This is a genomic window from Streptomyces venezuelae, from assembly GCF_008642355.1.
GTDB classification, from domain to species: Bacteria; Actinomycetota; Actinomycetes; order Streptomycetales; family Streptomycetaceae; genus Streptomyces; species Streptomyces venezuelae_B.
Window position 1 is genome coordinate 6,393,482 of the sequence record NZ_CP029193.1, and the last position, 23,081, is coordinate 6,416,562.

General features: G+C 72.6%; 19 protein-coding genes. 10 read left to right on the top strand and 9 right to left on the bottom strand.

Annotation, left to right across the window (positions count from 1 at the left end; translation table 11 throughout):
* Positions 1-3: 3 nt before the first annotated feature.
* Positions 4-1,380, top strand: coding sequence for a hydrogenase expression protein (locus DEJ47_RS29420; protein WP_150173279.1), 1,377 nt, complete (start codon positions 4-6; stop codon positions 1,378-1,380).
* 27 nt (positions 1,381-1,407) lie between these two features.
* Here DEJ47_RS29420 and DEJ47_RS29425 read toward each other — a convergent pair whose 3' ends face one another.
* The 4 genes from DEJ47_RS29425 to DEJ47_RS29440 all read right to left on the bottom strand — a co-directional run bounded on the left by DEJ47_RS29425 (position 1,408) and on the right by DEJ47_RS29440 (position 5,827).
* On the bottom strand, positions 1,408-3,450 hold the full coding sequence (locus DEJ47_RS29425) for an ATP-binding protein (protein WP_150175932.1): 2,043 nt from the start codon (positions 3,448-3,450) through the stop codon (positions 1,408-1,410).
* 29 nt (positions 3,451-3,479) lie between these two features.
* On the bottom strand, positions 3,480-4,124 hold the full coding sequence (locus DEJ47_RS29430; protein ID WP_150173281.1) for a DUF4255 domain-containing protein: 645 nt from the start codon (positions 4,122-4,124) through the stop codon (positions 3,480-3,482).
* A gap of 61 nt (positions 4,125-4,185) precedes the next feature.
* Complete coding sequence (locus DEJ47_RS29435) at positions 4,186-4,872, bottom strand: response regulator transcription factor (RefSeq protein ID WP_150173283.1); 687 nt, start codon at positions 4,870-4,872, stop codon at positions 4,186-4,188.
* 244 nt (positions 4,873-5,116) lie between these two features.
* Positions 5,117-5,827, bottom strand: a complete 711-nt coding sequence (locus tag DEJ47_RS29440) for a GAF and ANTAR domain-containing protein (RefSeq protein WP_150173285.1) — start codon at positions 5,825-5,827, stop codon at positions 5,117-5,119.
* Between the two features lie 247 nt (positions 5,828-6,074).
* On the opposite strand from DEJ47_RS29440, the gene DEJ47_RS29445 reads away from it, so the two are divergent.
* From DEJ47_RS29445 to DEJ47_RS29465, 5 genes are all read left to right on the top strand, one after another.
* Positions 6,075-7,583 carry a 3' terminal RNA ribose 2'-O-methyltransferase Hen1 gene (locus tag DEJ47_RS29445; protein WP_150173287.1) on the top strand — a complete coding sequence of 503 codons (1,509 nt, stop codon included), beginning with the start codon at positions 6,075-6,077 and terminating at the stop codon, positions 7,581-7,583.
* A complete protein-coding gene (locus DEJ47_RS29450) occupies positions 7,580-10,177 on the top strand; it encodes a polynucleotide kinase-phosphatase (protein WP_150173289.1) in 2,598 nt (865 codons plus the stop codon). Before DEJ47_RS29445 ends, DEJ47_RS29450 begins: the two co-directional genes overlap by 4 nt.
* 65 nt (positions 10,178-10,242) lie before the next feature.
* A complete protein-coding gene (locus tag DEJ47_RS29455; RefSeq protein WP_150173291.1) occupies positions 10,243-11,475 on the top strand; it encodes an arginine deiminase in 1,233 nt (410 codons plus the stop codon).
* Positions 11,476-11,592: 117 nt separating this feature from the next.
* A complete protein-coding gene (argF, locus tag DEJ47_RS29460; RefSeq protein ID WP_150173293.1) occupies positions 11,593-12,591 on the top strand; it encodes an ornithine carbamoyltransferase in 999 nt (332 codons plus the stop codon).
* A 65-nt stretch (positions 12,592-12,656) separates the two neighbouring features.
* Positions 12,657-14,114, top strand: a complete 1,458-nt coding sequence (locus tag DEJ47_RS29465) for an amino acid permease (RefSeq protein WP_150173295.1) — start codon at positions 12,657-12,659, stop codon at positions 14,112-14,114.
* Here DEJ47_RS29465 and DEJ47_RS29470 read toward each other — a convergent pair.
* Entirely contained in the window at positions 14,080-14,526 is a 447-nt protein-coding gene (locus DEJ47_RS29470) for an ATP-binding protein (RefSeq protein ID WP_150175933.1), read from the bottom strand. The two genes, DEJ47_RS29465 and DEJ47_RS29470, sit on opposite strands and share 35 nt — an antisense overlap.
* Before the next feature lie 251 nt (positions 14,527-14,777).
* Here DEJ47_RS29470 and DEJ47_RS29475 point away from each other — a divergent pair, with 251 nt between their 5' ends.
* Together DEJ47_RS29475 and DEJ47_RS29480 are read left to right on the top strand one after the other, a co-directional pair.
* Positions 14,778-15,605: an enoyl-CoA hydratase family protein gene (locus DEJ47_RS29475; RefSeq protein ID WP_150173297.1), complete on the top strand. Its 828-nt coding sequence runs from the start codon at positions 14,778-14,780 to the stop codon at positions 15,603-15,605.
* Positions 15,606-15,607: 2 nt separating this feature from the next.
* Complete coding sequence (locus DEJ47_RS29480; protein ID WP_150173299.1) at positions 15,608-17,896, top strand: bifunctional salicylyl-CoA 5-hydroxylase/oxidoreductase; 2,289 nt, start codon at positions 15,608-15,610, stop codon at positions 17,894-17,896.
* Positions 17,897-17,917: 21 nt separating this feature from the next.
* Here the strand turns inward: DEJ47_RS29480 and DEJ47_RS29485 are convergent, their stop codons facing one another.
* The 3 genes from DEJ47_RS29485 to DEJ47_RS29495 are packed head-to-tail and all read right to left on the bottom strand — an operon-like array spanning position 17,918 to position 20,948.
* Positions 17,918-18,463 (bottom strand): HutD family protein, encoded by a 546-nt coding sequence (locus DEJ47_RS29485; RefSeq protein WP_150173301.1) that lies wholly within the window; start codon positions 18,461-18,463, stop codon positions 17,918-17,920.
* A 9-nt stretch (positions 18,464-18,472) separates the two neighbouring features.
* Complete coding sequence (locus tag DEJ47_RS29490; protein WP_150173303.1) at positions 18,473-19,288, bottom strand: PaaX family transcriptional regulator C-terminal domain-containing protein; 816 nt, start codon at positions 19,286-19,288, stop codon at positions 18,473-18,475.
* 4 nt (positions 19,289-19,292) lie between these two features.
* Complete coding sequence (locus DEJ47_RS29495) at positions 19,293-20,948, bottom strand: AMP-binding protein (protein WP_150173305.1); 1,656 nt, start codon at positions 20,946-20,948, stop codon at positions 19,293-19,295.
* Positions 20,949-21,057: 109 nt separating this feature from the next.
* Between DEJ47_RS29495 and DEJ47_RS29500 the strand changes: the two genes are divergently transcribed.
* Together DEJ47_RS29500 and DEJ47_RS29505 are read left to right on the top strand one after the other, a co-directional pair.
* Positions 21,058-22,263 (top strand): acyl-CoA dehydrogenase family protein, encoded by a 1,206-nt coding sequence (locus DEJ47_RS29500; RefSeq protein WP_150173307.1) that lies wholly within the window; start codon positions 21,058-21,060, stop codon positions 22,261-22,263.
* Positions 22,260-22,667 (top strand): RidA family protein, encoded by a 408-nt coding sequence (locus tag DEJ47_RS29505; protein ID WP_150173309.1) that lies wholly within the window; start codon positions 22,260-22,262, stop codon positions 22,665-22,667. The genes DEJ47_RS29500 and DEJ47_RS29505 overlap by 4 nt, the downstream gene beginning before the upstream one ends.
* Here DEJ47_RS29505 and DEJ47_RS29510 read toward each other — a convergent pair.
* Positions 22,580-22,888, bottom strand: a complete 309-nt coding sequence (locus tag DEJ47_RS29510; protein ID WP_150173311.1) for a DUF5133 domain-containing protein — start codon at positions 22,886-22,888, stop codon at positions 22,580-22,582. The two genes, DEJ47_RS29505 and DEJ47_RS29510, sit on opposite strands and share 88 nt — an antisense overlap.
* Positions 22,889-23,081: the final 193 nt, after the last annotated feature.

Sequence of the window (23,081 nt, forward strand, 5' to 3'; positions counted from 1 at the left end):
GGCATGTGGACCTCTCTCGAACCGACGGCGACGACCGTCGAGCCCGGCTCGACCGCGAGCGTGCGGCTGCGGGTGCGCAACACCGGCGACACGGTCGAGGAGTACCGCCTCCAGGTGGTCGGCGCGGCGGCGGGCTGGGCCCGCGTGCAGCCCGACGTCCTGCGGCTGTACCCGGGGGCCGAGGGCACCGCCCAGGTGGAGTTCGCCCCGCCCCGCACCTCGGACGCGCAGGCGGGCCCGACCCCGTTCGGCGTCCGCGTGCAGCCCCGCGAGACCCCGCACACCGTGGACGTCGCCGAGGGCCAGGTCACGGTCGGACCGTTCGCCGAACTCCGCACGGAACTTCTCCCGTTGGTCGTACGCGGCCGACTGCGCGCCAAGGCGTCCGTGGCCGTCGACAACCTCGGCAACCAGCAGCTCACGGCGTCCTTCTCGGGCCGTGAGAACGGCGACGAGCTGGAGGTCGAGTCGGAGCCGGGATCGGTGCAGGTCGCGCCGGGCCGGGCCGCGTTCGCCGACCTCAGCATCAAGCCCGGCTCGGTGAGCTGGGTCGGCGGCACCGTCAAGCACCCGTTCACGGTGTCCGTGCTGCGGGCCGGGGTGCCGGAGCCGGTGGAGCTGCGCGGCACGTACGTCCAGCCGTCGTTCATCCCGCGCTGGGCGATGGCCGTCCTCTCGGTGCTCTTCGCGCTGGCCCTCGCGTTCGCCGTGATGTGGTTCAACCACAAGCCGGCCATGTCGACGCAGGCCAAGGAGAAGGCCGGTGAGCAGCGGGAGCTGCCGCAGAGCGACGGCATGAAGAAGGCGCCGAGTCCGTCGCCGAGCGCCTCCGAGGAGAAAGAGGAGCCGAAGGAGCCCGCGAACGAGGCCAAGCCGCCGGAGTCCGGTGGTGGTGGCGGTGGCGGCGGGCCGAAGGAGCCCAAGCCGAAGGGCCCCAAGCTGCGCACGATCCGCAGCGCGGAGGGCAGCGGCTGGTACCTGGAGACCAAGCGGGGCGCGAAGGCGGACGGCACATACGTCGGACAGAACCCGGAGCTGACGGACGAGTTCGGCAAGAACCAGAAGTGGATCCTGCACCACTACCCGGAGACCGACACGTACTCCCTGGAGGCCGCGAACGCCCCCGGCGCCGTCATGGACCTGAAGGTCGGCACGAACATCGTGCAGATCTTCCACGCGCCCCCGGAGAACATCAAGAGCGGCCGACTCCCGGACAACCAGAAGTGGAAGCTGGAGAGCCAGCCCGACGGCCTGACCCACATCGTCGCCGTCGGCAACGGCGAGTGCCTGGTCGACATGCAGAACGACACGAGCGCGGTCACGTGGAAGTGCGACGACCGCAAGAGCATGGGCTGGACGATCTCCGACTGGCCGGAGTGACCCCGGCCGGCCGGAGACCGTCATCGGTCAGCGTTGCCAGGGCAGGGACGTACCCGGTTCCAGGCGGCCCATCTTGCGGTACTCGCGGCGGGCGCCGGCCCTGACGTCCGCGCCGGACACCGGGCCGCCGTGGCCCGCCGCCTGATACGCGGCGGTCACGGCGGCCGACCGGATCGCGCCGCCCGACAGCTCGAACTCCTTCGCGCAGGCGGCGAGTTCCTCGTCCAGGTCGTCGGCGCAGGGCGTCCCCGTCAGGCACGTGCGCCACAGGGCGAGCCGCTGCTCGACGTCCGGGAACGGGAAGTCGACCACCAGGTCGAGGCGGCGCGTGAACGCGTCGTCGATGTTGGCCCGCAGGTTCGTGGTCAGCACCGCGATCCCGTCGAACGCCTCCAGGCGCTGCAGCAGGTACGCGCTCTCCAGGTTGGCGTACCGGTCGTGCGAGCTCTTGACCTCCGAGCGCTTGCCGAAGACCGCGTCGGCCTCGTCGAAGAGCAGCACCGCGTCCGTGCGGTCGGCCTCCACGAAGATCCGCTCCAGGTTCTTCTCCGTCTCGCCGATGTACTTGTCGACGACCGCCGACAGGTCCACCACGTACAGGTCCAGGCCGAGCTCACCGGCCACGACCTCCGCCGACAGCGTCTTGCCGGTGCCGGAGTCCCCGGCGAACAGCGCGATGACACCGCGTCCGCGCCCGCCGCCCGTGCGCAGCCGCCACTCGCCGAGCACCTTGTCGCGGTGCCGGGCGCGCAGCGTCAGCTCGCCGAGCATCGCGAGAGGCTCGTCGGGGAGCACGAGGTCCGCGAAGCCGACCTCGGGCCTGATCCGCCGGGCGTGCTTGTCGAGCAGCGGCGCGGACTGGAGCCGGGCACTGCGCTGCAGATGCGCCACGGTGGGCGCGGTCCCGTCGAACGCGGCCAGCTCGGCGGCGTCCCGGGCCGCGCGCCGGATCTGCGTCCCGCTGAGCCGGTACGGGGCCACGGCCTCGCCGAGGTCGAAGTCCGGCTCGTACGCGGGGGAGTGCCGCGCGAGTTCGGTCTGCCACGTACCGGCCGTGTCGACGGAGTCCTGCGGCGCGTCGAGGACGAGCAGCCCGGCGTCGGGCGCCCACCCCGGGTCGTACGGCTCGCTCCCGAAGAACACGACCGGCACGTCGGCGGAGACCAAGGACCGCATCAGGGGCCCGGGTGCGTCGGGCAGCGGCCCCACGAGGAGCGCGGCACGCCGCAGCCGCGCCTCACGGACCAGCGCGACCGCCGCGGCCTCACCCTCACCCGCCGTGCCCGTCGGCCGGTACCGCAGCACGGGCAGCCCGGCCGCCCGCAGCGCGTCGGCCACCGGCTCGGCGGCGGTGCCCTCCCTGCGCTCGCGCAGATGCACGCGCAGCGCCCGCCCGGCGGCGAGGGCGGCGAGGCGGACGGCGAGGGGGTGTGAGGACCCGGCATCCCTGGCGCCCCCGGCGTCTCCAGCCGACTCGACGTCCAGCAACTCCACGTCGTGGTCGACGAGTTCCGGGTCGAGCGCGTCGTCCCCGAGCAGCTGCGCCACCACCCGCTCCGGCACCCGCAGCGCCCGCCCCGGCAGTGGCCGCTCCTCGTCCTCCACGACGATCAGGCCCCCGGCACGCAGCGGTGACCGGGGGTGGAAGCGGCGCCGGGCGAGCGGATCGTGCGGTCCGGTGCCGGAGAGGTCGAGTGCCAGCGTGACGGTGGCGCGGCGGCGCCCGACGTCGTCGTTGAGGTAGCCGTACAGCGGCTCGAAGCGGCGGTCGACGTCGGGGGCGAGAGCGGCGAGCAGGATGTGCCGGTCGAGCGCGCTGAGCCCGAACTCCCGGGCCAGCGAGTCGAGCGGGTCAGGACTCTCGCCCGGATCCCCGTCCTCCGCGCCGGCGCCGTCGGTGCCACCGGGAACTGCCGTCGCGGCGGGCAGGGGAGTGGTGGCGAGCCGAAAGGCCGTCTCGGGCGTCACGTACATCCCGCGGAGCGGATCCGCGGCCGTGGGGTCGTCGGCGGAGCGCCGCTCGACCAGCTCGGCCACGCGTCCGCGCAACGCCTCGAGCCGCGCGACCATGGCGTTCTGCGCGCCGGTGTCGAGCGCGCTCACGTGTCCGCCCCCGCCCCGTCGCCGTCGCGCCGTTTCCGTGTCATCCGGGGCCGGGAGTCGCCCGGCTCCCCGTCGAGGCCGCGGACCGCCACGACCGCGCCCTCGGTGACCGGCGGTGCCACGTCGTACGTGGGCGAGACCGGGAACGGCACGGTGATCACGACATCGAGGGACGGCTTGAGCTCACCGCCGAGCGCCGACCAGATGTCGGCGATGGACCGTGCCTCGGGCGGCGGTACGGCGACGGACAGCGGCAGCGTGGCGCCGAGCGCGGCGAGCGCGTCCGGCAGCCGGTCCGGGGGCAGCAGTTCGTGGGCGAGGAGCGTGCCGAGGGCCGCGGAGAGCAGCCGGTGCTCGTCCTCGGGGCGGTTGGTCCAGGCGGTGAGCAGGTAGGAGAGCCGGAACCAGCGGGGCGGCTGCCGCCTGCGCAGCACGACGCCGTCCGGCCCCCGCTCGGCGTAGGCGCCGCGTTCGCGGCGGGCGACGTCCTCGCGGATGTCGTACAGGTAGGAGTTGAGGGTGGGTGCGTTGCGCCGCGCCGCCCAGTCGCGGGTCGGCGCCTCGAAGACGACCTCGCCGGTCCCCTCCGGAAGCGCCTCCCGCAACAGCGCGCGCAGCGCCTCGTCGACTTCGTGGATCACGGCCGCGCCCCCCGTATGTGGTCAAGGGTCGTGGCCGGTCGCCGCATCGGCTGTCGCCGCATCAGATGTACCCTTCCCGCAGCGCGTACGCGACGGCATGCGCGCGGTTCTGCAGCTGCAGGCGCGTCATCAGCGCGTGCAGAACGTTCTTGACGGTGCGTTCGGAGTAGGCGAGCTTCTCCGATATCTGCTTGGTGTCGAGCCCCTCCGCGATCAGCCGTACCACGTCGACCTCGCGGGGCGCCATGCCCAGCGTCGGCACGAGGGCGCCGGCGGCGGACGGGGTGCCGTCGAGCGCGGAGAGCCGGAGGCGGCCCAGCTGGGTCATGAGCCGGTTGATGAGGTCGGGCGGCAGCTCGCCCTCGCCGCGCGCCGCGCTGTGCACGGCCCGCAGCAGTTTCTGCGGGGTGGCCTGGTGGCGCCAGAGGATGGCCCGCACGCCGTACTCGACGACCGCGAGCAGTTCGGGCTCACGCAGCTCGCTGGCGATGAGGACGACGCGCTGTTCCGTGGACCGGGCGAGGCGGCGCAGCTCGCTGCCCGCCGGGTCGTCGAGCCGGTCGACGAGCATGACGGCGACGCGTTCCTGCGCGGTGGCCGTCGACGTACCGGGTGGCGCGGGGGCGGAGCCGTCTCCGGCCCGGTCCACCAGCTCCACGGTGGGCTCGTGCCGCAGATGGCTGATGACCCCGGCCCTGCTGAGGGGGTCGGTGGCGTGCACGGCCACCGAGATACGTGTATCCGACACTGAAATTCCCTGTCTTCCCCCGAATAGCGACGGGCACAGGGTGGCCGAAAGCAATCAACAAATGATTGCCGTTGAATCAACGCGGTTGTTCACACGTACGTGAGTGAACACTGCGCGACTGGGGACTTGGTGTGCAGGGCCGGTGCGGCAGCGTTCCCCCGGGGGACTGTTCCGGCCCAGGTTTCCCTGGTTCGGCCATGAGCCGGGGAAGCCGCGCCCGGGTACGGGGCCCTGTACAGGGACATCACGACTCCGCGGCGAACTGCCCCTGCGTGCAGATCCGGTCCGCGACGTCGCGCAGCTTGACGTTCCTCTCCTGCGAGTAGCGCCGCAGCACGTCGAAGGCCTCCTCCTCCGTGAGGCGGTGCCTGCCCATCAGGATGCCCATCGCCTCGCCGATGGTGTGCCGGGTGGAAAGGGCCCGCTCCATCTGGGCGTGCGTACGGGCGCTGGAGAAGGCGACCGCCGCGTGCGAGGCGAGGAGCACGCCGGCCGTCTCGTCGTCCTCGGTGAAGGCTCCGGGCCGTGCGGAGTAGAGGTTGAGCGCGCCGAGCTCCTCGTCCTCCGTGAAGAGCAGGAACCCCATCATGCTGCCGATGCCCATCGCCCGCGCCTCGGCGGCGTACGAGGGCCAGCGCGGCTGCTCGCGGGTGAAGTCGGAGATCCGGAAGACCCGCTCGCCGCCCACACTGCGCGCCGCGTCAAAACACGGTCCCTCGCCCTTGCGCGCCTGCAGCTCGTCACTGTCGACGACGAGCTGATGGGTGGGGGCGAGCGTCTCCACCTGCGGGCCGTGCAGGATCAGGATGCCCGCCGCGTCACAGCCCTCTACGAGCGCGGTCGCCGACGCGGTGATCCGCTCCAGCGTGTCGTCGACCGAACTCTGCGCCAGCAGATCCCGGGCCATCGAGGCCATCTGCTTCCCGAACCAGGCCCAGTCCACACCGTCCTCCATCCTCACGACACCTGAGCACACCTCTCTTACCCCGCTTCCCGCGAGACCCTCGCGGCGGACCGCACGACGCCGCTCCGTGCCTGGTCCGGGGCCGTGCGGCGGCGAAAATCCCTGCGTGTGCCCGGTGTGTTCGCTGTACGTTGAAGGGGCGCGCCGGGGGCGGAGAGCGTCCCGCGGAAGCTGTGCGCCGCGTCCGACCGTTGATCACCCAACCGCAGCCCAGGCTGTGTTTCGAGGCCGACCTGAAGTGTTTCTGACGATCAGTACCACCGGTACCGCCGAACGCCCCGCCACCGACCTCGGCTTCCTGCTGCACAAGCACCCCGACAACCGGCATACGCGCAGCGTGTCCTACGGGACCGCGCACGTCCTCTTCCCCGAGGCCACCGACGAGCGCTGCACCGCCGCGCTGCTCCTCGAGGTCGACCCCGTCGCGCTCGTGCGGCGCGGGAAGGGGAAGGCCAAGGGGCGGGGCGGAGCCCCGGACGCGGCCCTCGCCCAGTACGTGAACGACCGGCCCTACGCCGCCTCGTCGCTGCTCGCCGTGGCGCTCGGCGCCGTGTTCTCCAGTGCCATGCGGGGCGTCTGCGCCGCGCGGCCCCAGCGGGTCGCGGAGCCGTTGCCGCTCCGTGTGGAGGTGCCCGCGCTGCCCGCCCGCGGCGGTGCCGAGCTCGTGCGGGCGCTGTTCGAGCCGCTCGGGTGGGCCGTGACGGCGACGCCCGTGCCGTTGGACGTGCGGTTCCCCGAGTGGGGCGACTCGCGGTACGTACACCTCGTACTCGAAGCGCCCGACGCGACGCTGACGCTGGGCGAGGCCCTGCGGCACCTGTACGTGCTGCTGCCCGTCCTCGACGACGCCAAGCACTACTGGGTCTCGCCCGACGAGGTCGACAAGCTGCTGCGAGCCGGGGAAGGGTGGCTCGCGGGCCACCCCGAGCAGGACGTCATCACCAGTCGCTACCTGTCGCGGCGCCGGTCCCTGACCCGGGACGCCAGGGAGCGGCTCGAACTCGTGCGGCTCGCCGACGCGGACGACACGGACGTCGACGACATCGACAACGCCGTCGACGAGGACACCGACACCGAGGAGAAGCCGGTGCCGCTCGCCGTGCGGCGCCGGGAGGCGATCCTCGCCGAGCTCGCCGACGCCGGTGCCGGACGCGTGCTCGACCTCGGGTGCGGCCAGGGCCAGTTGGTGCAGGCTCTGCTCAAGGACGTCCGCTACACCGAGATCGTCGGGGTCGACGTGTCCATGCGCGCGCTGACCGTCGCCTCCCGGCGGCTCGGGCTCGACCGCATGGGCGAGCGCCAGGCAGGACGCGTCCAGCTCATGCAGGGCTCCCTCGCGTACACCGACAAGCGGCTCAAGGGGTACGACGCCGCCGTGCTCAGCGAGGTCGTCGAGCACCTCGACGAGGCACGGCTGCCCGCCCTGGAGTACGCCGTGTTCGGCTCCGCGCGTCCCCGTACCGTCCTCGTGACCACGCCCAACGTCGAGTACAACGTCCGCTGGGAATCGCTCCCCGCGGGCCACGCGCGCCACGGCGACCACCGCTTCGAGTGGACGCGGGCGCAGTTCGCGGAATGGGCCCGCCGCGTCGGCGAACGGCACGGCTACGACATCCGGTTCGTGCCCGTCGGCGACGACGACCCCGAGGTGGGTCCGCCCACACAGATGGCCGTGTTCACCCAGGAGACCAAGGCGGCAGGCGCAGGCAGGGCAGCCGAGGCAGCGAAGAAGGATCAGGTCGCATGACGAACGACACCGGCAACACCAGTGACACCCGCACGCCCGACGCCGCCCGCGTCCTCCCCGTCACCGACCTCTCCCTCGTCGTCCTGATCGGCGCCACCGGCTCCGGCAAGTCGACGTTCGCGCGTCGGCACTTCAAGGCGACCGAGGTCATATCGAGCGACTTCTGTCGCGGCCTCGTCGCCGACGACGAGAACGACCAGGGCGCGAGCCGCGACGCCTTCGACGTGCTGCACTACATCGCGGGCAAGCGCCTCGCAGCCGGCCGCCGCACCGTCATCGACGCGACCAGCGTGCAGAGCGACAGCCGCAAGCAGCTCGTCGAGCTGGCCAGGCAGTACGACGTGCTGCCCATCGCCATCGTGCTCGACGTCCCCGAGGACGTCTGCGCCGCGCGCAACGCCGCCCGCGCCGACCGCGCGGACCTGCCGCGCCGCGTCATCCAGCGCCACCAGCGCGAACTGCGGCGGTCCCTGCGCCACCTGGAGCGCGAGGGCTTCCGCAAGGTGCACGTCCTGCGCGGGGCCGAGGAGATCGACGCCGCGACCGTCGTCACCGAGAAGCGGTACAACGACCTCACCCACCTCACGGGCCCCTTCGACATCGTCGGCGACATCCACGGCTGCGCCGCCGAGCTGGAGACCCTGCTCGGCAAGCTCGGCTACGTGGACGGCGTGCACCCCGAGGGCCGCACCGCCGTGTTCGTCGGCGACCTCGTCGACCGCGGCCCGGACACCCCGGGCGTGCTGCGGCGCGTCATGTCGATGGTCGCCGCGGGCACCGCCCTCTGCGTGCCCGGCAACCACGAGAACAAGCTCGGCCGCCACCTCAAGGGCCGCGGCGTCCAGCACACCCACGGACTCGCCGAGACCGTCGAGCAGCTGTCCGCAGAGAGCGAGGAGTTCCGCGCGCAGGTGCGGGAGTTCATCGACGGCCTCGTCTCGCACTACGTCCTGGACGGCGGCCGGCTCGTCGTCTGCCACGCGGGCCTGCCCGAGAAGTACCACGGCCGCACCTCGGGCCGGGTCCGCTCGCACGCCCTGTACGGCGACACGACCGGCGAGACCGACGAGTTCGGTCTGCCCGTGCGCTACCCGTGGGCGGAGGAGTACCGGGGCAAGGCCGCGGTCGTCTACGGCCACACCCCCGTACCGACCGCGACCTGGCTCAACAACACCATCTGCCTGGACACCGGCGCCGTCTTCGGCGGCAGACTGACCGCGCTGCGCTGGCCGGAGCGCGAACTCGTCGACGTACCGGCGGAGCGTGTCTGGTACGAGCCCGCCAAGCCGCTGCGCACCGAGGCGCCGGGCGGCCACGACGGGCGTCCGCTCGACCTGAACGACGTACACGGCCGCCGCGTGGTCGAGACACGGCACGTGGGCCGCGTCGCCGTGCGCGAGGAGAACGCCGCCGCGGCCCTGGAGGTCATGAGCCGCTTCGCCGCCGACCCGCGCCTGCTCCCGTACCTGCCGCCGACGATGGCCCCGACGGCCACGTCCCGGCGCGAGGGCTACCTGGAACACCCGGAGGAGGCCTTCGCCGCGTACGCGGACGACGGCGTCGGCCGCGTCGTGTGCGAGGAGAAGCACATGGGGTCGCGCGCGGTGGTCCTGGTCTGCCGCGACGCGGACGTGGCCCGCGAGCGGTTCGGGGTGGGGGACGGTTCCACCGGAGCAGCGCCCACCGGCTCCCTCTGCACCCGCACCGGCCGCCCCTTCTTCGACGACCCCGCGGTCACCGAGGAGATCCTCGGCCGGGTGCGCGACGCCGTCACCGAGGCAGGACTGTGGGAGGAGCTGGCGACGGACTGGCTGCTGCTCGACGCGGAGCTGATGCCGTGGTCGCTGAAGGCGTCGGGGCTGCTCCGCACGCAGTACGCCGCCGTGGGCGCCGCCGCCGGTGCCGTGCTCCCCGGTGCGATCGCCGCGCTCGAAGCGGCGACGGCACGCGGCGTCGACACGGGCGAACTCCTGGCACGCCAGCGCGAACGCGCCGCGGACGCCACCGCGTTCACCGAGGCCTACCGCCGCTACTGCTGGCCGACCGAGGGCCTGGAGGGCGTGCGCCTCGCGCCGTTCCAGATCCTGGCCGTCCAGGGCCGCAGCCTCGCCGGGCTCCCGCACGACGAGCAGCTGGCCCTGATCGACCGCATGGTGGAGCACGACAGCAGCCAGGGCTCCGACCTGCTCCAGACCACCCGCCGCCTGTACGTCGACACGGGTGACCCGGAGTCCGTGCGGGCGGGCGTCGACTGGTGGCTGGAGATGACGAGCCGCGGTGGCGAGGGCATGGTCGTCAAGCCGGTCGGGGCGCTGGTCAGGAACGCGCAGGGCCGGCTCGTCCAGCCCGGCATCAAGTGCCGCGGCCGCGAGTACCTGCGGATCGTCTACGGCCCGGAGTACACGCGTCCGGAGAACCTGGCGAAGCTGCGCGACCGCTCCCTCGGCCACAAGCGGTCGCTGGCCGTCCGTGAGTACGCGCTGGGTCTGGAGGCGCTGGACCGCCTGGCGGACGGCGAGCCGCTGTGGCGGGTGCACGAGGCGGTGTTCGCGGTCCTGGCCCTGGAGTCGGAGCCGGTGGATCCCCGGCTCTAGCCGGTCGACCGACAGCTTTGGGCAACGATGCGCGTGGGCCGTCCGGCCGGGGAAAGATGGACCCCATGGGATTCCATGTCGACTCCGAGGCCGGGCGGCTGCGCCGCGTCATACTGCACCGCCCCGATCTGGAGCTCAAGCGGCTGACTCCGAGCAACAAGGACGCCCTGCTCTTCGACGACGTCCTGTGGGTGCGCAGGGCCCGTCAGGAGCACGACGGGTTCGCGGACGTGCTGCGCGACCGCGGCGTCGCGGTCCATCTCTTCGGCGACCTGCTGACCGAGACCCTGGACGTGCCCGCGGCCCGCCTCCTCGTCCTGGACCGCGTCTTCGACGAGAAGGAGTACGGGCCGCTCGCCACCGACCACTTGAGGGCCGCGTTCGAGACCCTGCCCTCGACCGAGCTCGCGGAGGCGCTGGTCGGCGGGATGACCAAGCGGGAGTTCCTGGAGCGCCACGCCGAGCCGACGTCCGTGCGCTTCCACTGCATGGACCTGGACGACTTCCTCCTCGGCCCGCTGCCCAACCACCTCTTCACCCGGGACACCTCCGCCTGGATCTACGACGGCGTCTCCATCAACGCGATGCGCTGGCCCGCGCGGCAGCGCGAGACCGTGCACTTCGAGGCGATCTACCGGCACCACCCGCTGTTCCGCGGCGAGGACTTCCACGTCTGGTCGCGCGGTCAGGCGGACTACCCCTCGACCATCGAGGGCGGCGACGTCCTGGTGATCGGCAAGGGGGCGGTGCTCATCGGCATGAGCGAGCGCACCACGCCGCAGGCCGTCGAGATGCTCGCGCACAAGCTGTTCGCGGCGGGCTCCGCGCAGACCATCGTGGCTCTGGACATGCCGAAGCGGCGCGCGTTCATGCACCTCGACACGGTGATGACGATGGTCGACGGCGACACGTTCACGCAGTACGCGGGGCTCGGCATGCTCCGCTCGTACACGATCGAGCCGGGCGTGGGGGAGCGGGAGCTGAAGGTCACCGACCATCCGCCGGAGCACATGCACCGCGCCATCGCCGCCGCGCTCGGTCTCGACGGCATCCGCGTCCTCACGGCCACGCAGGACGTGCACGCGGCCGAGCGGGAGCAGTGGGACGACGGGTGCAACGTCCTCGCGGTGGAGCCGGGCGTCGTCGTCGCGTACGAGAGGAACTCGACGACCAACACGCACCTGCGCAAGCAGGGCATCGAGGTCATCGAGATCCTGGGGAGCGAGCTGGGACGCGGCCGGGGCGGGCCGCGGTGCATGAGTTGTCCGGTGCAGCGGGACCCCGTGCCGGGCCTGTAGGTCGCGTACGCGGCGCGGTCGGCCCCACCCCGGCCTCTGTATATAAATGTGGAGCGTCGTATATAGTTTCAAAGGTCACCGTCTTTCGTACGCCCATCCGCATTCCTGGAGCGCCTCATGGCCACAGACCTCACCGGCCGCCACTTCCTCAAGGAGCTGGACTTCACCGCCGACGAGTTCCGCGGCCTGATCGAGCTGGCCGCGGAGCTGAAGGCGGCCAAGAAGGCCGGGGCCGAGACGCGGCGGCTGCGGGGCAGGAACATCGCGCTGATCTTCGAGAAGAACTCGACGCGGACCCGCTGCGCCTTCGAGGTGGCCGCCGCCGACCAGGGCGCCTCGACGGTGTACATCGATCCGGCGGGCTCGCACATCGGCAAGAAGGAATCCTCCAAGGACACCGCCCGGGTGCTCGGCCGGATGTTCGACGCCATCGAGTTCCGCGGGGACGCGCAGGACACGGTCGAGACGCTCGCCGCCCACGCGGGCGTGCCCGTCTACAACGGCCTGACCGACTCCTGGCACCCCACCCAGATGCTCGCCGACGTGCTCACGATGACCGAGCACAGCGCCAAGCCCCTCACCGGCATCGCCTTCGCCTACCTCGGCGACGCCCGCTTCAACATGGGCAACTCCTACCTGATCACCGGCGCGCTGCTCGGCATGGACGTGCGCATCGTCGCCCCCGAGGCGTACTGGCCGGCCCCGGAGATCCGCGCGCGGGCCCAGGAACTCGCCGAGGCCAGCGGGGCCCGTCTGACGCTCACCGAGGACGTCGCGGAGGGCGTCCGGGGCGCGGACTTCGTCGGCACGGACGTCTGGGTGTCGATGGGGGAGCCGCAGGAGGTGTGGGCCGAGCGCATAGCGGCCCTCGTGCCCTACGCGGTGACGATGGACGTCCTGCGCGCCACGGGCAACCCGGACGTAAAATTCCTGCACTGCCTGCCCGCCTTCCACGACCTCGGCACGAAGGTCGGCCGCGAGGTCCACGAGACGTACGGCCTCGAATCCCTGGAGGTCACGGACGAGGTCTTCGAGTCGGAGCACTCCGTGGTGTTCGACGAGGCGGAGAACCGTATGCACACGATCAAGGCAGTGCTGGTGGCGACGCTCACCTGAGACCGCACGAGGCCCGACCAACCCGCACCATCGCACCACGCACCACCAGAATCGAGAACCACCCCATGAGCCCCACACGCGCCAACGGGCTTCGCATCAAGTCCCCCGACCAGCTCGTCGCCGAATCCGGCGCGGACCTCGAGGGCCACGGCCTGCGGCGCACCATGGGGCTCTTCCAGCTCGTGTGCTTCGGCGTCGGCGCGATCGTCGGCACCGGCATCTTCGTCGGCCTCTCGGACTCCGTCGCCGAAGCGGGTCCCGCCGTCGCGATCTCCTACGTCCTCGCGGCCGTGACCTGCATCTTCACCGCGTTCTCGTTCGCCGAGCTGGGGGGTGCGATCCCGGTGTCGGGCAGCTCGTACTCCTTCGCGTACGCCTCGCTGGGCGAACGCACCGCGTTCCTCGTGGGCTGGTGCCTGCTCCTGGAGTACGGCGTGTCGGTCTCCGCGGTCGCGGTCGGCTGGAGCCAGTACCTGAACGAGCTGCTGCACAGCCTCACCGGGTGGGAGCTGCCCGCCGCACTGTCCGCGGGGCCCGGCGAGGGCGGCGCGGTGAACCTGCCCGCCGTCGTCGTCATCCTGCTCGCCGCCGTGCTCCTGGTCCGCGGCATCCGCGAGAGCGCCGGTGCCACGGCCGCCATGGCGGTACTGAAGATCGGCATCCTGCTGCTCTTCCTCGCGATCGCGTTCACCGCCTTCGAGGACGGCAACCTGACGCCCTTCGCGGGCGCGGGCGCCTCCGGCATCACCGCGGGCGCCTCCCTCGCCTTCTTCTCCTTCATCGGCTTCGACGCGGTCACGACGGCCGGTGAGGAGGTGAGGAACCCGCGGCGCAACATTCCGCTCGCCATCCTGATCTGCATCGGCGTCGTGACCCTGCTCTACGTCGCCGTGGCGCTCGCGGCCATCGGCGCGCTCGGCCCGGACGCCGTCGCCGACAAGCCCGCCGCGCTCTCGCTCATCGTCGACCAGGTCACCGACTCGGCCCTCGGCGGCGGCATCATCGCCTTCGGCGCGGTCGTCGCCATCGCCTCCGTGGTGCTGGCCGTGATGTACGGCCAGACCCGCATCCTGATGTCGATGTCCCGCGACGGGCTCATGCCGCGCGTCTTCGAACGCGTCTCCCCGCGGACCGGGACCCCCGTCGCCAACACGTGGATCGTCGCGGCGGTCGTCGCCGTGCCCGCCGCTTTCTCCTCACTCGACGTCGTCGTCAACCTGACCACCATCGGCACGCTCGCCATCATGGTCGTGGTGAACGTCGCGGTGATCGCGCTGCGCCGCTCCGCCCCGGATCTGCGGCGCACCTTCCGGGTGCCGTTCCATCCGGTGAGCCCGCTCCTCGGCGTCGGCTTCTGCCTCTACCTGATCTGGGGCACGGGCTGGACGACATGGCTGCAGTTCGCCGTGTTCGTGGCGGTGGGCGCGGTCGTCTACGCGCTGTACGGGCGGCGGCACTCGCGGCTGGGCCGGGGCGAGGTGCCGGGCGTCAGCACGCGTGCGGGGGCCTCGTCGGGAGCGTGAACCAGACCGCCTTGCCCGACGCGGTGGGGCGGTGACCGCAGGACGAGCTGAGGGTGCGGATCAGGAGCAGGCCGCGCCCGTGCTCCTGCCAGGGGTCCGGCTCGACGTGCGGACCCGGGGCGGTGAGGTCGCCGGGCGGCAGCGGGTTCGAGTCGTGCACCTCGACCTGGCAGCCCGTCGGCAGCAGCTCGATCACCAGCTCTATGGGGTCCTGACCGCCGGTGTGCTCCACGGCGTTGGCGACCAGCTCCGCGGTGAGGAGCTCGGCGGTGTCGGTGTCCGGGGACGACTCGATGTCCGTGAGCGCCGTGCGGACCAGGGCACGCGCGACCGGCACGGCTGCCGTGGTGTGCGGCAGGGTGATGCGCCAGGAGGCGGGGGAGGAAGGCTCGTGCAAGGCGGGTCCGTTCAGGGCAGCAGGTGGCGGTCCTGCTTTCAACCGTACGAATCCTAAGCGCTGTGTCGACAGGGGCGACGGTCGGGCGTTGTCGGGACGTCCGACCCTGCGGGGTCCCGAGGTGTTCCGGGGTCTCCCGCTCCCTGGCGGGACCTCCGCCCGGACGGCGTATCGCGCAGTCGTGACGACAGTCACGGAACGGTGATAACTTCGATGGGTAGCCCCTGCCCGTGCACTCCAGCCCCAGGCCGAGGAGGCCGCACCTGATGAGTCCCTTCACCGGCTCCGCGACCCGCACCCCCGACTGGCGGCACCTGCGCCTCACCGTCGACGAGGGCGTCGCCACGGTCACCCTCGCCCGCCCCGACAAGCTCAACGCACTCACCTTCGGCGCCTACGCCGACCTGCGCGACCTCCTCGCCGAGCTCTCCCGCGACAAGTCCGTGCGCGCCCTCGTGCTCGGCGGCGAGGGCCGCGGCTTCTGCTCGGGCGGCGACGTCGACGAGATCATCGGCGCCACGCTCGGTATGGACACGGCCCAGCTTCTCGACTTCAACCGCATGACGGGCCAGGTCGTCCGCGCCATCAGGGAGTGCCCGTTCCCGGTGATCGCCGCCGTGCACGGGGTGGCGGCGGGCGCCGGAGCGGTGCTCGCCCTCGCCTCGGACTTCCGCGTCGCCGACCCCTCCGCACGCTTCTCCTTCCTCTTCACCCGGGTCGGCCTCTCCGGCGGCGACATGGGCGCGGCCTACCTGCTTCCGCGCGTCGTCGGACTCGGCCACGCCACGCGGCTGCTCATGCTGGGCGAGCCGGTGCGCGCCCCCGAGGCCGAACGGATCGGGCTCGTCAGCGAGCTGACGGAGGAGGGCGGCGCCGCGCAGGCCGCGCAGACCCTGGCACGGCGCCTCGCCGACGGACCGGCCCTCGCGTACGCGCAGACGAAGGCGCTCCTCACCTCGGAGCTCGACATGCCGCTGGCCGCCTCCATCGAACTGGACGCGTCCACGCAGGCGCTCCTGATGAACGGCGAGGACTACGCCGAGTTCCACGCGGCGTTCACGGAGAAGCGCCCGCCGAAGTGGCAGGGGCGGTGACCATGGCGACCCCGCACCGCATCGCGGTCATCGGCGGCGGTCCCGGCGGGCTCTACGCCGCCGCGCTGCTCAAGCGCCTCGACCCCACCCGCGAGGTCACCGTCTGGGAGCGCAACGCGCCCGACGACACCTTCGGTTTCGGCGTCGTCCTCTCCGACGAGACCCTCGGCGGCATCGAACACGCCGACCCCGCCGTCTACACCGCGCTCCAGGCCGAGTTCGTCCGCTGGGACGACATCGACATCGTGCACCGCGACCGGCGGCACACCTCCGGCGGCCACGGGTTCGCGGCGCTCGGCAGGCGCAGGCTCCTGGAGATCCTGCACGACCGCTGCCGGGACCTCGGCATCGAGCTGCGCTTCCGCACGGAGGCACCGCCCGCGTCCGCGCTCGCCGCCGAGTACGACCTGGTCGTCGCCGCCGACGGCGTCCACAGCCTCACCCGCGAGGCGCACGCCGACGTCTTCGGGCCGACCCTGACCACCCACCGCTGCCGCTACATCTGGCTCGCCGCCGACTTCGCCTTCGACGCCTTCCGCTTCGAGATCGCCGAGACCGAACACGGCGTGATGCAGCTCCACGGATACCCGTACTCCTCGGCGGGGACGGGTGCCTCCACCGTCATCGTCGAGATGCGCGAGGAGGTGTGGGAGGCCGCCGGCTTCGCCGAGCTCGACGAGCACGAGTCCACGGAACGCTGCGCCAAGATCTTCGCGGACGCGCTGGGCGGCCGCCCTCTGCGCGGCAACAAATCCTCCTGGATCAACTTCCGTACCGTGGTCAACTCCCGCTGGTTCCACGGCAATACGGTCCTGCTCGGCGACGCCGCGCACACCGCGCACTTCTCCATCGGCTCCGGCACCAAGCTCGCCGTCGAGGACGCGCTCGCGCTCGCCGCCTGCCTGGAGGAGCAGCCCGACATCCCGGCGGCGCTCCGGGCGTACGAGGAGGAGCGCCGCCCCGTCGTCGCCTCCACGCAGCGTGCGGCCCGCGCCAGCCTGGAGTGGTTCGAGCGGCTGCCGGACCACCTCGACCAGCCCCCGCGCCAGTTCGCGTTCAACCTCCTCACCCGCAGCCGCCGCGTCACCCACGACAACCTGCGCCTGCGCGACGCGGACTTCACCCGCGCGGTCGAGCGCGACTTCGGCTGCCCGGACGGTACGCCGCCGATGTTCACGCCCTTCCGGCTCCGCGACCTGACGCTCCGCAACCGGGTGGTCGTCTCCCCGATGGACATGTACTCCGCCGTGGACGGCGTCCCCGGCGACTTCCACCTGGTCCACCTGGGCGCGCGGGCGCTCGGCGGCGCGGGGCTCGTCATGACCGAGATGGTGTGCGTCAGCGAGCGCGGGCGCATCACGCCGGGCTGCGCGGGGCTGTACACCGACGAGCAGGCCGAGGCGTGGCGCCGCGTCACGGACTTCGTGCACGAACAGGCGCCCGGCGCGGCGATCGGCCTGCAGCTCGGGCACTCCGGCCGCAAGGGCTCCACGAAGCGGATGTGGGAGGGCATCGACGATCCGCTGCCCGACGGCAACTGGCCGCTCGACGCGGCGTCGCCGCTTCCGTACAAGCGGGGCAGCCAGGTTCCCCGTGAACTCTCCCGGGCGGGTCTGACGAAGATCCGTGAGCGGTTCGTGTCGGCGGCGCGGCGTGCCGACCGGGCGGGCTTCGACCTCCTCGAACTCCACGCCGCGCACGGGTACTTGCTGTCGGGCTTCCTCTCCCCGCTCACGAACCGCCGCACGGACGCGTACGGGGGCGACCTGCCGGGTCGCCTGCGCTACCCCCTGGAGGTCTTCGACGCGGTGCGGGAGGTGTGGCCCGCCGGTAAGCCCATGACGGTCCGCATCTCGGCGACGGACTGGGCGGAGGGGGGTACGACGGCGGAGGACGCGGTGGAGATCGCGCGGGCGTTCGCGGGGCGCGGCGCGGATGCGATCGATGTCTCCACCGGGCAGGTCGTGGCGGACGAGCGCCCGGAGTTCGGACGCTCGTACCAGACGCCGTACGCGGACCGCATTCGCAACGTGACGGGCGTGCCGGTGATCACGGTGGGCGCGGTGTCGTCGTGGGACGACGTGAATTCCCTGCTCCTGGCGGGGCGCACGGATCTGTGCGCGCTGGCCCGCCCTCACCTGTACGACCCTCACTGGACGTTGCACGCGGCGGCGGAGCAGGGGTATGCCGGTGAGGCGGCACCGTGGCCCCTCCAGTACCGGGCGGGGAGCCGCCGCCCGCAGACGGGGCGCACGGACGCGCCGAAGCAGAGACTGCAACTGCCCGTGTGACGTCGGGTGCGGGTGGTGTGCTCAGCGGGTTGTGGTGATCCTGATCTCGGCCAGCGTGCCCTCGCCCCGTAGTCCTACCGCGCCCGGCCCGGTACGACGTGCGCAGTCCAGGCGGGCGAGTGCGGTATCCGGGGCGACCAGAGCGAGGCCCTCCGTGAGGGGCATGACGAGGAGGATCTCGTCCGGCCCGCTCACCGCCTCAGCCGTGGCGGTGACGGTGACGATTCGTACCCGTGCCGCCGCCCGGCCCCGGCGCGTCATCACGTTCAGGTTGCGCACCGGGCCATTCGGCAGGTGGCAATCCGTCGGTGCGTCGCCGGGGAAGGCGAACGGGGTCAGGGGTGCGACCCGCTGCCGCGTGCCGGAGACCGTCAGCAGCATGCCCTCGCCCTCGACCGGGGTGATCACGCGGTCCGTCTCGGGGAAGTGGGAGAAGGGGCCGTCCCCGGCCACGTCCGCCACGCTCACCCGCCAGGCCGCGCCCTCCGCGACCTCCCTGGTCGTACCGCCGCCGTTCCTCCATGGAACGGTGCGGTACGCGGTCCAGCGCAGCAGTTCTTCGTTCATCGGCGCAGTCTAGGCGGGGTGCACGAACCGCGCGCCCGGCTCCCTCAGGCGTTCGTCCAGGGCCGCGAACACCGCCGCCGAGCGGGCGCCCGGCCAGTCCGCGGGCAGCAGCGCGGGAGGCAGGCCCGGGTCCGCGTAGGGGAGTTGGCGCCAGGAGTCCAGGGCGAGGAGGTAGTCGCGGTACGCCTCCTCGGCGGCGGCGGAGTCGGGGGCGCCGCGGGACTCCCACGTGCGGAGCACCGGCTCATGGCGGTCCAGGAACGCCTCGTGCTGCTTGGCCAGGGAGGCCAGGTCCCACCAGCGGGCCACCGCCTCCGGTGTCGGGGTGAACCCGAGGTGTTCACCTCGGAACAGGTCGACGTACGGAGCGAGTTGGAGGCGGGTCAGCGTGTGCCTGGTCTCGGAGTAGAGGTGTGCGGGGGCGATCCAGACGCCCGGCGCCGCCGTGCCGAAGCCGAGGCCCGCGAGGCGGGACCGCAGGACGTGCCGCTTGGCGCGTTCCGCCTCGGGGACGGAGAAGACGGCCAGGACCCAGCCCTCCCCGTGATCCGCCCCCGCGCCGTAGATGCGGCGGTCGCCGTCCTCCAGGAGCTGGCGGGCGTCGGGCGAGAGCGCGTACCCCGCGGCGCCCCCCTCCGTACGTCCCGGCACGAGCAGTCCGCGCCGCTTCAGGCGGGACACCGACGACCGCACGGACGGCGCGTCGACGCCGACCGGCGCGAGGAGGCGCACCAGCTCGGCGACCGGCACGGGGCCGGGCGCGGCCCGGCCGTAGGCGCCGTAGAACGTGACGATCAGGGACCGTGGAGTGTGCTGCTCGGACACGTGATCACTCTACGGGCCCGGAGTCGCCCGGCACCCGGCCGCGCAGCCGGAAGCGCTGGAGCTTGCCCGTCGCGGTGCGGGGCAGCGCGTCCAGGAAGACGATCTCGCGCGGGCATTTGTAGGGCACGAGTTCCCCCTTCACGAACTCCCGCAGCCGGTCCGCGTCCGCCTCGGCGCCCGCGCGCAGCACCACGTACGCCACGGCCACCTGCCCGCGCAGCTCGTCGGGGCGGCCCACCACCGCCGTCTCCGCCACGTCGGGGTGGCGGAGGAGGGCGTCCTCGACCTCGGGGCCCGCGATGTTGTACCCGGCGGAGATGATCATGTCGTCCGCGCGGGCGACGTACCGGAAGTAGCCGTCGGCGTCCCTGACGTACGTGTCGCCGGTGATGTTCCAGCCGTGCCGTACGTACTGGAGCTGCCGCTCGTCGGAGAGGTAGCGGCAGCCGACCGGGCCGCGCACCGCGAGGAGCCCGGGTTCGCCGTCCGGCAGCGGCGCCCCGGAATCGTCGACCACGCGCGCGTGCCACCCGGGGACGGGCAGCCCGGTCGTGCCGGGCCGGATCGCGTCGTCGGCGGCGGAGATGAAGATGTGCAGCAGCTCGGTCGCGCCGATGCCGTTGATGATGCGGTGCCCGGTGCGCCGCTGCCAGCTCTGCCAGGTCGCCGCGGGCAGGTTCTCACCCGCGGAGACGCACCGCCGCAGCGAGGAGACGTCGTGCGCGTCGAGCTCGTCCAGCATCGTGCGGTAGGCGGTCGGGGCGGTGAAGAGGACGCTGATCCCGTGCCGCCCGATCGCCGGCAGCAACTGCTTGGGCCCCGCCTGTTCGAGCAGGACCGACGAGGCGCCGAAGCGCAGCGGGAAGACGACGAGACCGCCGAGTCCGAAGGTGAAGCCGAGGGGCGGGCTGCCCGCGAACACGTCGTCCGGCGTCGGCTTCAGGACGTGCCGCGCGAACGTGTCGGCGATGGCGAGCACGTCGCGGTGGAAGTGCATGCAGCCCTTGGGGCGGCCCGTCGTGCCGGAGGTGAACGCGATCAGCGCGACGTCGTCGGCCGCCGTGTCCACCGCTTCGTACCGCTCGGGGTGCCGGGCGGCCCGCGCGAGGAGGTCGTCGGGGCCCCCGCCGCCGTACGTGGTGACGTTCAGGCCCGGCACACCGGCCTTGATCAGGTCGTCGACCGACCGGACGTCGCAGAGCGCGTGCCGCACCTCGGCGATCTCGCACATCGTGGCGAGCTCCTGCGCGCGCTGCTGGGCGAGGACGGTCACGGCGACCGCCCCGGCCTTCATCACGGCGAGCCAGCAGGCGGCGAGCCACGGCGTGGTCGGCCCGCGCAGCAGGACGCGCTCGCCCGGCCGTACGTCCAGGTCGGCGGTGAGCACGTGCGCGATCCGGTCGACGTGCCGCCGCAGCGCGCCGTACGTCCAGGTCTCGCCGGACGCGGCGTGGAAGGCGGGGCGTTCGGCGCCGAATCGTTCGGCGGACCGGTCGAGGAGCTCCGTGCCGCAGTTGAGGCGGTCGGGGTAGTGCAGTTCGGGGCGGTCGTGGACCAGGGCGGGCCACTGCTCGCGCGGCGGGAGATGGTCCCGGGCGAACGTGTCGACGTGGCCGGACGGTATCGGTCCCGCGTTGGCTGGACTGCCGGTCGGTTCCATGGCGGCTCTGCCCCCTTGCCTGCCGGACGGGCGCTGTGGTGGGCTCGCTCCATGAGCGTATCGTGATGGTGACGACAGTCAACGGTGCGCGATAAAGGAGGGGACCGGGATGACGGCATTCTCGCTCAATCCTGAACAAACCGCCCGTTGCGCGGAGCTGCGGACGCTCGCCGCCGAGCGTCTGCGTCCCCTGGCGGAGAAGGGCGAGCCCGGCCATGTGAACCGGCCACTGGTCACGGCGCTGGGTGAATTCGGGCTGCTGGACGGGCTGTTCGAGGGGGGAGGTGCCGGTGCGGGGCCTCCCGGCGGGGCGTCGTCCGGCGCCCTCGACCTCTGCCTGACCCGGGAATCACTCGCGTACGCCTGCACGGAGGCGGAGACCGCCTTCGCCCTGCAAGGGCTCGGCGCCCACCCCGTGCACGCCCACGGCACGCCCGAGCAGCGGGAACGGTGGCTCCCGCCGGTCCGCGCCGGGCACGCCGTCGCGGCCTTCGCGCTCTCCGAGCCGGGCGCGGGTTCGGACGCCGCGGCCCTGAGCCTCGCGGCGGAGCGGGACGGCTCCGGGGGCTGGCGCCTCACCGGCGAGAAGTGCTGGATCTCCAACGCGCCCGAGGCCGACTTCTACAGCGTCTTCGCCCGTACGTCGCCGGGCGCGGGCTCCCGCGGCGTCACCGCGTTCCTGGTCCCCGCCGACCGCGCGGGCCTCACCGGCACCCCGCTCGACATGCTCTCCCCGCACCCCATCGGCGCCCTCGCCTTCGACGGCGTACGGGTCGGCGAGGAGGACGTGCTCGGGGAGGTCGACCGCGGCTTCCGGGTCGCGATGACGACACTGAACCGGTTCCGGCCGAGCGTCGGCGCGTTCGCCGTCGGCATGGCGCGGGCCGCGCTCGACGCGACACTCGCGCACACCGCCGAACGGACCGCGTTCGGCGGCCCGTTGAAGGACCTGCAATCGGTGGGCCACCAGGTCGCCGAGATGGCGACGCGCACGGAGGCGGCCCGCCTGATGGTGTACGCGGCAGCGGCGGCGTACGACGGCGAGGGGCCGCAGAGCCCCGGCATCGCCCGCCGCGCGGCGATGGCGAAACTCATCGCCACGGAGACCGCGCAGTACGTGGTCGACGCGGCGGTCCAGCTGCACGGCGCCCGCGCGCTGCGCCGCGGCCACCTCCTCGAACACCTCTACCGCGAGGTGCGCGCGCCCCGCATCTACGAGGGCGCGAGCGAGGTCCAGCGCACCATCATCGCCAAGGAGCTGTACGCCGGGGTGGACGCCCCGACGTTCGCCCACGAGGAGGAGCCGCCCGCATGAGCGACAGCCACCTGCACCGCGTCAACCCCGCCGAACTCTCGCCGCCCACGGGCTTCTCGCACGCCGTCACCGCGACGGGCTCCCGGCTCGTCTTCCTCGCCGGGCAGACCGCGCTGGACAGCGAGGGCGAGATCACCGGTGCGACCCTGCCCGAGCAGTTCGAGCGGGCCCTCACCAACCTCCTGACCGCCCTGCGCCACGCGGGCGGCACCCCGGCCGACCTCGCGCGCGTCACGGTCTACGCCACGGACGTCGCCGACTACCGCGCCTGCGCCGGCGAGCTGGGCCGGATCTGGAAGAGGCTGGCGGGCCGCGACTATCCGGCCATGGCGGTGGTGGGCGTCGTCAGGCTGTGGGACGAGGAGGCCTTGGTGGAGCTCGACGGAACGGCCGTGCTCGCCTGACCGCGCACGTCCCGCACGTCCCGCACCGTTCTGGCACGTCGGCGCGCCGAGGCGAGCGCCTGCTCCAGTGAGCGGGTGCCGGTGATGACGCACAGGGTGTACGTGACGTCGTCGAGCTGTCGGCGCAGCGCCGGGTCGACGGCCGCGCTGCCGGTCTTCGCGTGGAGGGATTCGTAGCGCTCGACGAGGTCGGCGAGGACGGAAGGGTGTGCCTGCAGCATGAACGTACTCCTGGACAGATGTCGGTGGGGGTACTGGTGGGGGGATCTGATGCCCCTGTTACCCCCGGTTTCCGGTGTCATGCACCGGTCTTTTTCCTGAAAGGCGGAATGCCTGCTACCGGGTGCAACGGGCGGATCACGGGGTACTCGGCGACGACCGCGGCCACCGGGGTCGTGGGCGACGGAACGTCCG

Bases quoted from the DNA above. Each gene is read 5' to 3' on its own strand.
- DEJ47_RS29505 (WP_150173309.1), top strand. From the start codon at position 22,260: ATGAGCGACAGCCACCTGCACCGCGTCAACCCCGCCGAACTCTCGCCG.
- DEJ47_RS29420 (WP_150173279.1), top strand. From the start codon at position 4: ATGTGGACCTCTCTCGAACCGACGGCGACGACCGTCGAGCCCGGCTCG.
- DEJ47_RS29510 (WP_150173311.1), bottom strand. From the start codon at position 22,888: ATGCTGCAGGCACACCCTTCCGTCCTCGCCGACCTCGTCGAGCGCTAC.
- DEJ47_RS29455 (WP_150173291.1), top strand. From the start codon at position 10,243: ATGGGATTCCATGTCGACTCCGAGGCCGGGCGGCTGCGCCGCGTCATA.
- DEJ47_RS29450 (WP_150173289.1), top strand. From the start codon at position 7,580: ATGACGAACGACACCGGCAACACCAGTGACACCCGCACGCCCGACGCC.
- DEJ47_RS29500 (WP_150173307.1), top strand. From the start codon at position 21,058: ATGACGGCATTCTCGCTCAATCCTGAACAAACCGCCCGTTGCGCGGAG.
- DEJ47_RS29465 (WP_150173295.1), top strand. From the start codon at position 12,657: ATGAGCCCCACACGCGCCAACGGGCTTCGCATCAAGTCCCCCGACCAG.
- DEJ47_RS29440 (WP_150173285.1), bottom strand. From the start codon at position 5,827: ATGGAGGACGGTGTGGACTGGGCCTGGTTCGGGAAGCAGATGGCCTCG.
- DEJ47_RS29475 (WP_150173297.1), top strand. From the start codon at position 14,778: ATGAGTCCCTTCACCGGCTCCGCGACCCGCACCCCCGACTGGCGGCAC.
- argF (WP_150173293.1), top strand. From the start codon at position 11,593: ATGGCCACAGACCTCACCGGCCGCCACTTCCTCAAGGAGCTGGACTTC.
- DEJ47_RS29495 (WP_150173305.1), bottom strand. From the start codon at position 20,948: ATGGAACCGACCGGCAGTCCAGCCAACGCGGGACCGATACCGTCCGGC.
- DEJ47_RS29485 (WP_150173301.1), bottom strand. From the start codon at position 18,463: ATGAACGAAGAACTGCTGCGCTGGACCGCGTACCGCACCGTTCCATGG.
- DEJ47_RS29480 (WP_150173299.1), top strand. From the start codon at position 15,608: ATGGCGACCCCGCACCGCATCGCGGTCATCGGCGGCGGTCCCGGCGGG.
- DEJ47_RS29425 (WP_150175932.1), bottom strand. From the start codon at position 3,450: ATGGTCGCGCGGCTCGAGGCGTTGCGCGGACGCGTGGCCGAGCTGGTC.